Source organism: Rhodospirillum sp. A1_3_36, assembly GCF_047263945.1.
Lineage (GTDB): Bacteria > Pseudomonadota > Alphaproteobacteria > Rhodospirillales > Rhodospirillaceae > Rhodospirillum.
Genome location: NZ_JBLAVB010000011.1, coordinates 41,440 through 53,141, shown reverse-complemented (window position 1 = coordinate 53,141; position 11,702 = coordinate 41,440). Strand labels below are relative to the sequence as shown.

8 protein-coding genes are annotated in these 11,702 nt (G+C 64.8%); 4 read left to right on the top strand and 4 right to left on the bottom strand.

Annotated elements, in window-relative coordinates; translation table 11 throughout:
* Positions 1-3 precede the first annotated feature (3 nt).
* The 3 genes from addB (at position 4) to trxA (ending at position 7,050) form a co-directional block, all read left to right on the top strand.
* Positions 4-3,063, top strand: coding sequence for a double-strand break repair protein AddB (gene addB, locus ACLIRY_RS19395; RefSeq protein ID WP_413207076.1), 3,060 nt, complete (start codon positions 4-6; stop codon positions 3,061-3,063).
* Complete coding sequence (addA, locus tag ACLIRY_RS19390; protein ID WP_413207075.1) at positions 3,060-6,560, top strand: double-strand break repair helicase AddA; 3,501 nt, start codon at positions 3,060-3,062, stop codon at positions 6,558-6,560. The genes addB and addA overlap by 4 nt, the downstream gene beginning before the upstream one ends.
* 175 nt (positions 6,561-6,735) lie before the next feature.
* Positions 6,736-7,050, top strand: coding sequence for a thioredoxin TrxA (gene trxA / locus ACLIRY_RS19385; RefSeq protein ID WP_413207074.1), 315 nt, complete (start codon positions 6,736-6,738; stop codon positions 7,048-7,050).
* Positions 7,051-7,065: 15 nt separating this feature from the next.
* On the opposite strand, the gene ACLIRY_RS19380 is transcribed toward trxA, so the two are convergent.
* The 4 genes from ACLIRY_RS19380 to ACLIRY_RS19365 all read right to left on the bottom strand — a co-directional run bounded on the left by ACLIRY_RS19380 (position 7,066) and on the right by ACLIRY_RS19365 (position 11,000).
* Entirely contained in the window at positions 7,066-7,260 is a 195-nt protein-coding gene (locus ACLIRY_RS19380) for a hypothetical protein (RefSeq protein ID WP_413207073.1), read from the bottom strand.
* Between the two features lie 538 nt (positions 7,261-7,798).
* The gene (locus ACLIRY_RS19375) at positions 7,799-8,746 is read right to left on the bottom strand and encodes a bifunctional riboflavin kinase/FAD synthetase (protein ID WP_413207072.1); all 948 of its coding nucleotides are present in this window, start codon (positions 8,744-8,746) and stop codon (positions 7,799-7,801) included.
* A 236-nt stretch (positions 8,747-8,982) separates the two neighbouring features.
* Positions 8,983-9,417, bottom strand: coding sequence for a MaoC family dehydratase (locus ACLIRY_RS19370; protein WP_413207071.1), 435 nt, complete (start codon positions 9,415-9,417; stop codon positions 8,983-8,985).
* 158 nt (positions 9,418-9,575) lie between these two features.
* Complete coding sequence (locus ACLIRY_RS19365; RefSeq protein WP_413207070.1) at positions 9,576-11,000, bottom strand: amidase; 1,425 nt, start codon at positions 10,998-11,000, stop codon at positions 9,576-9,578.
* Between the two features lie 175 nt (positions 11,001-11,175).
* Between ACLIRY_RS19365 and ACLIRY_RS19360 the strand changes: the two genes are divergently transcribed.
* A complete protein-coding gene (locus ACLIRY_RS19360; RefSeq protein ID WP_413207069.1) occupies positions 11,176-11,550 on the top strand; it encodes a hypothetical protein in 375 nt (124 codons plus the stop codon).
* Positions 11,551-11,702: the final 152 nt, after the last annotated feature.

The window sequence follows — 11,702 nt, the reverse complement described above, 5'->3', positions numbered from 1 at the left end:
CCCTTGTCCGACAGGTCTTTCACACTGCGGGTTGCCACCCTGCCTCCTGGTCCCCCGTTTCTTGATACTCTCGCCCGGGGCATCCTCGCCTCCCTTGGGGACAGGGCGGAGGACCCTTTGGCTGCGACTCGGGTCACTGTCCTGCTGCCCACCCGGCGGGCCTGCCGGGGCTTGCACGAGGCCTTTTTGCGGGTTCAGGGGGGTGCTGCAGCCCTCCTGCCGCGCATCCTGCCCCTGGGTGACCTGGAGGAGGATGAGGCGGCCGCAATGGACATGCTGGGTCCTGCCGTGGGGAGTGTGCTCGATTTGCCTCCTGCCTTGCCGGGCCTGACCCGGCAGATCTTGCTGACCCGTCTTATTTTGGCCCGGGACAGTGACATGACCCCGGCTCAGGCGGCACGGCTCGCTCTGGATCTGGGACGTTTGCTTGACCAAGCCCAGACAGAGCGGGTCGGTTTGGAGACACTGGGCGCCCTGGTGCCGGAGGATTCTCCCCTGGCGGAGCATTGGCGCCAGACCTTGACCTTTCTTGGCCTCCTGACACAGGCTTGGCCTTTGATCCTGGAGGAAATGGGGCATCTGGACCCCGCAGAACACCGCGACCGGGTCTTGGCTGCCCAAGCCCGGGCCTGGGAGCGTCATGCCCCACCCGGTCCGGTCATTGCGGCGGGGTCCACGGGCTCCATTCCTGCGACCCGGGAGCTGTTGGCCGTCATCGCCAGCTTGCCCGAGGGGCAGGTGGTCTTGCCTGGGCTGGACCGGACCATGGACGATGCGTCCTGGGAGGCCATCGAGGATACCCACCCCCAGGCGGGGATGAAGCGTCTGCTGGACCGCCTGGGGCTCGATCGGACCGAAGTCGCCGACTTCCATGGCGCGCGGACCATCCTGACAGACAGTCAGTCCGCCCGGGCGCTGCTGGTGGCCGAAGCCATGCGGCCGGCAGCAACCACGGATAACTGGCGGGAGTTGGTGACCCGTCGAGAGGCCTTTGCCGGGGCCCTCGACGGGGTGACCCTGATCGACGCCCCGGGTCCCCGGGATGAGGCCGCAGCCATCGCCTTGATCCTGCGTGAGGCTCTGGAGACCGATGGGCGCACCGCCGCCCTTGTGACGCCGGACCGGGCCTTGGCGCGGCGCGTGGTTGCCGCCTTGGGGCGCTGGGGGGTGGAGGTCGACGACAGCGCCGGGCGTCCGCTTGCCCAGACCCCCGTGGGGGCTTTTTTGCGCTTGGCCGCGGAAGCCGTGGCCGATCAAATGGGACCAATCGCCCTGTTGTCCCTGCTCCAACACCCCCTGGCCGCTGGGGGAGAGGAGGTGGGGGCCTTCCGCGCCAAATTGCGCTTGCTGGACCGGGAGGTGCTGCGCGGCCCCAGACCCGATTCGGGCTTCTCTGGTTTGCGCGCGGCCATCGCCGGGCGGGACAAGCTACGGCAGGAAAGGGGCGAAGCGGCGCCCGGAGAACGGAGTCTGGCCGAGCGCCTCGGCCCCTGGCTCGACGGGCTGGAGGCCCTGGCCGCCCCCTTCCTCGAGGTGATGACCGGAGAGGCCAGGCCCTTCGCTGAACTCCTGGAACCCCATATGCGCTTTTGCGAGGGGTTGGCGGCCTCGGCGGAATTCGGCCAACCGATTCCCGGGGCCAGTCGCTTGTGGGCTGGCGACGCGGGGGAGGCTGCCGCCCACCTCGCCGCTGATCTGACCGAAGCCGCAATCCACCTGGGTCCCATCGAGCCCCGCCACTACCCGGCCCTATTGGACGCCCTGATGGGCGGGCTGCCCGTGCGGCCCCGCCGGGATCTTCATTCCCGCTTGTTCATTTGGGGTCCCCTGGAAGCCCGCCTGCAACGGGCCGATGTCACCGTGCTGGGGGGGCTGAACGAGGGCACCTGGCCCGCTCAAGTGGACACCGGCCCCTGGATGAGCCGCCCCATGCTCCAACAGGTCGGGCTCCCCCAACCGGAGCGGCGGGTGGGTCTTGCCGCCCATGACGTGGCCCAGGCTCTGCATGCGCCGGAAGTGATCCTCTCCCGCTCGGGCAAGGTGGATGGTGCCCCGACGGTGCCCTCGCGCTGGATCACCCGGCTAGATGCGGTGGTGGAAGCCGCCGGACTCCGCGATGAGTGGGAGGACGCCAAGGTTCGGGGCACTCATCTGCTGACCTGGGCGCGGGCCTTGGAACAGCCGGAGGGGCCACCGCAGCGGGGCGCCCGCCCGCATCCGACGCCACCGCTCGCCGACCGTCCCCGCCGCCTGTCGGTGACCCGCATCGAAACCTGGATGCGCGACCCCTATGCACTTTACGCCGAATTCATCCTGGGTCTGAAGGAGCTGGACCCCTTGGAGGCTGACCCCGGAGCCGCCGATTACGGCAACTTGGTGCACGAGACCCTGGAGCGCTTCGCCAAGGACTATCCGCGTGGCCTGCCCGGCGATCCGGAGGAGATCCTGGACCAATTGGGCCGGGAGGTTTTCGCCGAGCAGATGGCCCGCCCCGGCGTCCGGGCCTTTTGGTGGCCCCGGTTCCAACGGGTGGCCAAATGGTTCGCCGACCAGGAACGTGCCCGCCGGGACCGTATCGTCGAGGTCCATGCCGAGCTGAAAGGGGTCCTCACCCTGGAGGGGCCTGGCGGGCCCTTCACCCTGAGTGCCACTGCTGATCGCATTGACGTGCTGACCGACGGCACCCTGGCCGTGCTCGACTACAAGACGGGTACGCCGCCAGCTCGCAGGGAAGTGGATGCCGGTCTGGCACCCCAGTTGCCCCTGGAGGCCGCCTTGGCCACAGCGGGTGCCTTCCCCGGTGTGCCCCCCCATCCGGTGAGCGAACTGGCCTTCTGGAAGCTGCGGGGCGACAAGAAGGGCGGGGAGATCCGTCCGGCCACCGACGATCCCGCCGGAGCCGCCAAGACGGCGCTGGAGGGGCTGTCCAACCTGATCGCCGCGTTCGATCATCCGGAGACGCCCTATTTGGCCCGACCCCATCCGGACCATGCCCCCCGCTTCAACCCCTATCAACATCTGGCCCGGGTCAAGGAATGGGCCGACGGGGAGGACGGCGAATGAACCAAGTTCTTGATCCTGGCCGCATGCAACGGCGCGCCGCCGACCCCAAGGCCTCCGCCTGGGTGGCGGCCAGCGCGGGCACGGGCAAGACCAAGGTCCTCACCGACCGGGTGCTTCGCCTGCTGCTTGATGGGACCCGGCCCGAGCGATTGCTTTGCCTGACCTTCACCAAGGCCGCCGCCGCAGAAATGGCCAACCGGGTCTCCCATGTGCTCGCCGGATGGGCGACCATGGCGGATGAGGCCCTGCAGGACAAACTGACCACCCTGATGGGCGAGGACTTTCCCGCCGACCTCCGGGACGCCGAGATCCTGTCGGCTCGCGCCCGGCGCCTGTTTGCCAGCGTGCTGGACTGCCCGGGCGGGCTGAAGGTCCAGACCATCCACGGCTTTTGCCAATCCCTGCTCCGCCGCTTTCCCCTGGAGGCGGGCATCGCCCCCCATTTCGAGATCCTCGACGACCGGGAGGCCCAGGCCCTGCAACTGGCCGCCCGGGAAACCATCCTGTTGCGCGCCCGGGAGGGGGAAAGCGGCTACGGCGATCCGACCCTCGCGCTGGCCCTGGCGGAGGTCACCTCCCACCTGAACGAACTGCGTTTCAACGAGGTGATGGCCACCCTGGCGGGAAAGCGGGGCCGCCTGCTGGACGCCTTGCGTGCCCAGGGCGGCCCGGAAGCTCTGGGGCGCTCCGTCCGTGCCCTGCTCGGTATCGGGCCGGAGGATACGGAAGACAGCCTGCTTCGGGCCTGTTGCGACGAAGCCAATTATGACGTCGAAGCCCTGCGCTCCTGCGCGGGCGCCCTGATGGAGGGGAGCAAGACGGACCAGGAGCGGGGCATCGCCCTGGCCGCTTTCCTGGCCGAAGCCGACCTTGAGGCCCGAATGGCCCTCCATCCCGTCTATGAAACTGCCTTCCTCACCCAGAAAGGCGAGATGACCAAGAAGCCGTTGGCCACCAAGAGGGTGGAGACCGCCCGCCCGGGGACTCTGGACATCCTGAAAAAGGAACAGATCCGTGTCTTCCGAACCCGGGAGCGGTTGTGCTCTGTCGCCACCGCCCAGGCCACGGAAGCTCTGATGACCCTGGTTGATGCGATGCTCGGCGAGTACCAGCGGCGCAAGCGGTCCGCCGGTCGCATGGACTATGAGGACCTGATCCTCGCTGCCCGCCGCCTGCTGGAGGGGGGAACCGCAGCGGCCTGGGTATTGTACAAACTGGATGGCGGTATCGACCACCTGCTGATCGACGAAGCCCAGGACACCAGCCCCGATCAATGGGCCATCGCCAAGGCCCTGGCTGGGGAGTTCTTCTCCGACGCCGCCCAATGGCCCCAGGACCGACCCCGCACGGTTTTTGCCGTGGGTGACCGCAAGCAATCGATCTATGGCTTCCAGGGGGCCGACCCCCGGTCCTTCGAAGCCTCCCGCCAGCATTTTTCCGGACAGGTAGGGGGCGTTGGCGGACGGTTCGCCGAAGTGCCGCTCAATACCTCCTTCCGGTCCACTGCGGCGGTTCTGGACGTGGTCAATGCCGTCTTCGATACGGACCCGGCCCGGGATGGCGTGGTCCTGCCCGGGGAGGATTTCACCCATATCGCCTTCCGCCAGGGGGAGGGGGGGCTGGTGGAACTTTGGCCGCCGGTGAAAGCCACCACCAAGGTCACCGTCGAACCCTGGAAGCCGCCGGTGGAGCGTATCGACCTGGAAAGTGCCCGGGTCAAGCTGGCCAAGCTGATGGCCCGGCGCATCAAACATATGACGGCTGGAACGGAGATACTGGAAAGCCAGGGGCGCCCCATCGGCCCCGGCGATATCATGGTTCTGGTGCGGCGCAGGGGCGGGTTCGAGACAGATCTGGTCTCCGCCCTCAAGGACGAGGGCGTGGCCGTGGCCGGAGTGGACCGCATGACGTTGGCCGACCAACTCGCGGTCATGGACTTGCTCGCGCTCGGCAAGGCCCTGCTGTTGCCCGAAGATGACCTGACGCTCGCCAGTGTGCTCAAGGGGCCGTTGGTGGGCCTGTCGGAGGACGACCTGTTCACCCTGGCCCGGGCGAGGCGAAAAGGGGAGCGCCTCTGGCATCGACTCAAGGCGCAAGAGGGGGCCGACAATGCGTTCGGCCGGGCCTATGGCGTGATCGAACCCCTGCGTGATCTGGCCGGGCGTCTGGCGCCCCATGAGTTTTATGCCCATGTGCTCGACGGGCCGGATAATGGGAGGAAACGGTTGTTGTCCCGCCTGGGGCCGGAGGCGGAGGACCCCATCGACGAATTCCTTGCGCTCACCCTGTCCCACGAAGGGGTCATGCCGCCCTCTCTTCAGGCCTTCGTCCATTGGCTGGAGCAGGGGGATATCCAGATCAAGCGCGACTTGGACCAGGGAACGCCCCAGGCCGTGCGGATCATGACCGTCCATGGGTCGAAGGGGCTGCAAGCGCCGATCGTCTTCCTGCCTGACACCATGGCCAAGCCGAAGGGAACGGATCTGCTGCTGTGGCATACCGACGCCGATGGCAAAGAACTGCCCCTCTGGAGTCCGCCGGCTGCGGACAAGGATGAGACGGTGACCATGCTGTTCGACAGGGCCAAGGCCGACCAGGACCAGGAATACCGGCGTTTGCTTTACGTGGCCATGACCCGGGCCGCAGACCGGCTGTACGTTTGTGGCTGGGAAACCCTGCGTGCCCCGCCAGAGGATTGCTGGTATCGATTCATCGAAGGGGCCATGGCCCGGATTGCCAAGCCCGAGACCGCCGCTTTCCTCGAAGACGCGGGTGTTACCGAGGAAACGGAAGTTCTGCGTTACCGTTTGCCCCAAGCCAAAGCGGTGGAGGTCAAGAAAAGCCGGGCTCGGACCGAAGCACCGCCGCTTCTTCCCGAATGGGCCGCCTTGCCCGCCTTGCCAGAACCAACGCCCTCCCGCCCCCTGGCCCCGTCCCATGCGGGAGAGGAGCCCCCGGCCCGCTCGCCCCTGGAGGGCGGTTCGGACCCGCGCCGGTTCCAGCGGGGGCGGTTGATCCACCGATTGCTCCAACTCCTGCCCGATCTGGCACCGGGCGAGCGCGCCCTGGCGGCCCGACGCTACCTCGCCCGTCCAGCCTGGGCCTTGACGGAGGAGGAGATCGACGCCCTGGCGGGGGAAACTTTGGCCGTGCTGGACGATCCGTCCTTTGCGTCGGTCTTCGCACCGGGGTCCCGGGCGGAGGTACCCTTGGTGGGGTTGGTGGGGCGTCATGCGGTCAGCGGTCAGGTGGACCGGCTGGCGGTGACGGCGGAAGCCGTGCTGGTCGTCGACTTCAAGACCAACCGGCCCCCACCGCGCACCATCGACGGCGTGGAGCGGGTTTATATGATCCAGATGGCCGCCTATCGGGCTTTGTTGAAAACCCTCTTTCCGGATCGGTCTATTCGGTGTCTGCTGCTTTGGACCGATGGTCCCTTTGCCTTGGAACTGCCCGGAGAGCAATTGGAGGAAGAGGCAGTCCGTCTTGGCTCGTAAAAAAAGCCCGGGGTCTTGGGTGAAGAATGGCTGTCCCGCGCCCCGGGATCTGACCCATATCTTGCCCCTATCTTGACGAAGCCGGAGTCGGACCCCTACATTCTGGAACGACGATCCGGCTGGGGTTGGACCGACGACAGGTGATCTCGCCCTAGCGCTAGAAAGGAAGAATGAGATGAAGCAGGTTTCCGACGCCTCTTTCGACGAGGATGTCCTAAAGGCTGACGGCGCCGTCCTGGTCGATTTCTGGGCGGAGTGGTGTGGCCCCTGCCGCCAGATCGCCCCGATTTTGGAAGAACTGTCCACCTCCTTGGCCGAAAAGGTCACCGTGGCCAAGATCAATATCGACGAAAACCCCCAGACTCCGTCCAAATACGGTGTCCGCGGTATTCCGACCCTGATGATTTTCAAGAACGGTCAGGTTGCCGCGACCAAAATCGGCGCACTGCCCCGCACCAAGTTGATCGAGTGGGTGGAAGGTTCCGTTTAACGGCCCTTCCTCTTCCTACCGAAAATGAAACAGCCCCATCTTTGGATGGGGCTGTTTCATTTCAGAAACCAGGAACACACGAACCTTTGGGGCCAATCCCCGGTTGCTGGGCCAAAGGGCCGTGAACTGGCCCCAATCCCGGACGGACTCCCCAAGCACCACCTGCAACCGCCCATCCTCCAGGGCGTCTCGCGCGAGGAAGTCGGGCATATATACCAGGGTGCGGTGAGTTTGACTCACCGCGCCTTGGAAGCGACCAAGTGGCCGCCGCGCCTTATGGCGCGTAAAAGCCCGCCTGGCGATGGGGGATCTGGTTGGCGCGGGAGCGGCTTTGTCCTCGGTTTCCGGAGCAACCTAGGTCACGGTTTACGAAACGGCTTTCTCCCAGCTTGTTTTCGGGCTGGCGGGAGTGACGGTCGTCCTTGCGGGAGGTGTTCTGGGGACTCTGGGGAGCCGTTCTGGAACACGTTGAGCATCAAGGCCAAGTGGGGTCCCATCTTGGCCAGGGTACACGACACTGTTTCGTATTCATTGGGCGATTGCCCAAGCCCATTTGGGGTCTGGGGCCTTTCGGCCCCAGTGGGGGACGGGGCAAAGCCCCGTATCGACTCCCCCTGCTTGACTCAAGCTGATCTAGATTCAATAAGTTGAGCATCGAGTGGACCGGAAAACCGGTTCCCACTTTTCCGCTCGATGCTCTAAGGTGTTGAAATACTGAAAGTCATTTCGGGTCGGGCTTGAAAAACCTCTAATCCGGTCCGTTGGCCATCAACCGTTTGGCCTGGGCGGCATCTTCGGCGATCTGGGTCTTGAGAGACTCAAGTCCATCGAAGGTGCGCTCCGGCCGGAGGAAATGGTGGAACCGCACCCGCAAATGCTTGCCATACAGATCCTCGTTTGTGTCGAACAGGTGGACCTCAAGCAGGTGATCTTGCTTATCGAAGGTGGGGCGTTTGCCGAAATTGGCCACCCCAGGGCGGAAGTGGGTGACGATCCCCTCGTCCACCCCGGCGGTTATGGCATAGACCCCGGTCAAGGGGTGTTGGTAGGGACCAAGGCGGATATTGGCCGTAGGGAAGCCGATGGTGCGCCCCCGCTTGTCGCCATGTTCCACTCGGCCCTCGATCTCCCAGGGGTGGCCCAGGATGGCCCGGGCCTCTGCCAATTCCCCCTTGGACAGACAGTCCCGCACCCGGGTGGAGGAATAAATCATCCCCCCCTCATCCTTGACCGGCGCCACAGCCGTGACGCCGAAACCCAGGTCCTGGGCCATGGCCTGCAGCAGGGTCACATTGCCCCCTCGCTTATGGCCGAAGGCATAATCCTGCCCGACCACCACATGGGATACACCGAGACCGGCCACCAGAACCTCCTCGACGAACCATTCCGCCGATCCCCTCGACAGGGCCTTGTCGAAGGCCTGCACATAGAGAAAATCGGTCCCCAGTTCGGCGATGAGATGGGTTTTCAGCCGGAAGGGCGTGAGGGTAAAGGGCGGGAGGTCGGGTTGGAAGTAGCGTCTGGGATGGGGTTCGAAGGTCATGACGCCCAGGGGGACATTATGCATGTCCGCCAGGGCTCCTGCGGCGCGGATGACCTCCTGATGACCCAGGTGGACACCGTCGAAATTGCCCAGGGCTATGCTGCCGCCGCGTAGGGGATCGGGAAGTTCGGTATAATGGCGTAAAAGACGCATGGGCGTTCGGACTATCCGTCCCATTGGGTGAAGCATATCCTCCAAGGAGGATATTTCGGGTGAAGCATATCCTCCAAGGAGGATATTTCGGGTGAAGCATATCCTCCAAGGAGGATATTTCGGGTGAACCATATCCTCCAAGGAGGACAGATCAAGTGAACAACGCCCTAGAAGTAGGACATTAAAAGGGGCGGCGCAACGGGCGCCACCCGTCTTGCCGGAAACAAATCCGGGGCTTACGCAGGGCGGGCGTTGACCATCACCGTGGCCTCGCCGTCCACCACGGGTTTGCCACCCACGGTGCAGAGGGTGCGCAGGGTGACAAATTTCTTGGCCGGAACCAGAGCGGTGACCTCCACCTTGGCCGTCACGGTGTCGCCAATGCGCACCGGCGCCTTGAACTTCAAGGTCTGGCCCACGTAGATGGCGCCAGGGCCGGGCAGCTTGGTGCCGAGAACGGCGGAGATAAAGCCAGCGGCCAACATGCCATGGGCAATTCGCCCCTTGAACATGGTCTGGCTGGCGTATTCTTCGTTCAGGTGGGCCGGGTTGGTATCCATGGACACACCTGCGAAGGTGTAAATGTCGGACTCGGTTACGGTCTTGGCCAAGCTGGCACTCATGCCCTCCTTCAGGTCTTCGAAATAGTACAGGATCAAATCGTCGCTCATGGCGAACTCCCTTCGCGGAATGAACAGGAAAGGCCGCCTTCGCACCGACCTTCTAAACTCCGGCTCACTATAGGTCTCTCACAGACGCCAAAAAAGGGACGGGACGATGACGGAGGCCTGTCTTGGCCAGACACGCAATTATTGATCTCGGTTTCGGATTAAGTCTCGGGCGTCATGGGCAAAGACCGGAAGAAACCGATGTCCGCCTCCAGGGCGGCGGCATGGGAGAGCAGCGCGGCCTCGCCACCGGGACGGCCCACCAGTTGCAGACCCACGGGCAGCCCCTCGGGTGTCAAGCCTGCGGGAAGAGACAGGGCTGGGCATCCGGTTACCGTGATGGCAAAGGTGATGGCCAGCCAGTCCACATAGGTGGCGAGGGTTTGGCCTTCGACCTCCTCAACGTAGCGGTGCTCCAGGGGGAAGGGGGGGACGCAGGTGGTCGGTGTGGCCAGGACATCGACGGTTTCGAACAGGCGGGCCATGCGCTGGACGATGCGCGCCCGGGTTCTGTTGGCCCGGGCCACCTCGTCGACGGACAGGGCCAGTCCTTTCTCGATGTTCCAAACGACTTCGGGTTTCAGCCGATCCCTGTGCTTTTCCAAAAGGGGGGCCATGGCGGTGGCGAATTGTACGGCCCGCAGGGTTTGAAAGCAGGCCATGGCGTCGGAAAGATCCAATCTTGCCTCTACCAGGTCGGCGCCCAGACCCCCGAAGCGGCGGGTGGCGGCCTCGGCGACCTCCCTTTGGACCGCCGCCATGGGGGTTACGTTCAGATCGGCGGACCAGGCCACCCGGCGGGGCAGGCTCTGCCTTTGGGCGGCGCTCAGGAAGGAGTGGGCGGGGGCGTCCCGCGACAGGGGATCAAGCGGATCCCGCCCGGCCATGGCGTCGAGCATCAGGGCGCAATCGGCGAGGCTTCGGCCCATGGGGCCTTCCATGGAAAGGGGGGAGAAGGGGTCTGCCAGGGGACCCTGGGCTACCCGGCCGGGAGAAGGGCGAAGGCCGACCACCCCATTGAAGGCCGCAGGGATGCGCAGGGATCCGCCAAGGTCGGAGCCGGTGGCCAGCCAAGCCATGCCGGTGGCCAGCGCCACCGCCGATCCACCGGACGACCCGCCACAGGATTTGCTGAGATCCCAGGGGTTCTTCGTGGCACCGAAGACGTCGTTGAAGGTATGGGCGCCGGCGGCGAATTCCGGCGTGTTGGACTTGGCCGAGACCAGTGCCCCATGGCGTTCCAGGGTTGAGACCATCACATCGGACCGGGTCGGCACATGGTTGGCGTAAATGGGCGAGCCAAAGGTGGTTCGCACGCCGGCAACCGGGTTCATGTCCTTGACGGCGATGGGCAAGCCAGCGAGCCAACCGGGAGAGGTGGGATCCAGGTTCCCGGCTCGGGCCATGAGGGCTTTCGCCCGCTTCCTTGCCCGATCGAAACAGCGGGTGGGCAGGGCATTGACGGCACCGTCCACTGCGGCGATCCGCTTTTCCTGGGCGTCGAGCAGGTCGAGGGGCGAGACCTCACCCGTTTTGAGGGCCGCGACGGCATCGACGGCGGACAGGTGGATCAAGTCCTCGGACATGGGGAAGGCTCCTTTGTGTTGGAGCATCGAGCGGAAAAGTGGGCACCGGTTTTCCGGTCCACTCGATGCTCAACCTGTTGACCTAAGGGGGCGGGTGACTGTTGCCCCCCAATCATGATACCCAGAGGGTCCCTCTCGTTTCAGCCCTTCTCTTTATAGAAACGGATTTTGCGTCATGTCTTCTTTCCGTCTGTCTGCTGTCGCCGTCTTGCCCCTGACTTTGGTGCTGGTCGCCTGCGGATCCTCAGATCCCAATTGGCGGAACGCCGGGGGCGCCGATGATGGCCGCTTGCGTGCAGATTATGCCTACTGCAAGCGGTACGCAGACGACGAGGCCATGCGCAAATCCGGTGCCATTCATGGGGAGGATGTGAGCGGTATCAACTCCTCCGTCAGCCCCACCGCCCAGATGGCGGCCTATGACGCCAAGCGTATCTACAAACGGGCGCTGAACTCCTGCATGACCGGTCGGGGCTACAGCCAAGGCAAGTCCGCCACCAGTGGTGTCGACAACGCCGTGGAAGGGGTGCGGGAAAAGCTCAGGTGGTAGATCCTTGTGGGATCATAGGACACGACAGTGTCTCGTCTTTTTGGGCGATTGCCCAAGCCCATTTGGGGGCCAATGCCCCCAAACCCCCATTTTTTTCCTGGGGTCTGGGGCCTTTCGGCCAATAAATGCCCGGGGTCTGGGGCCTTTCGGCC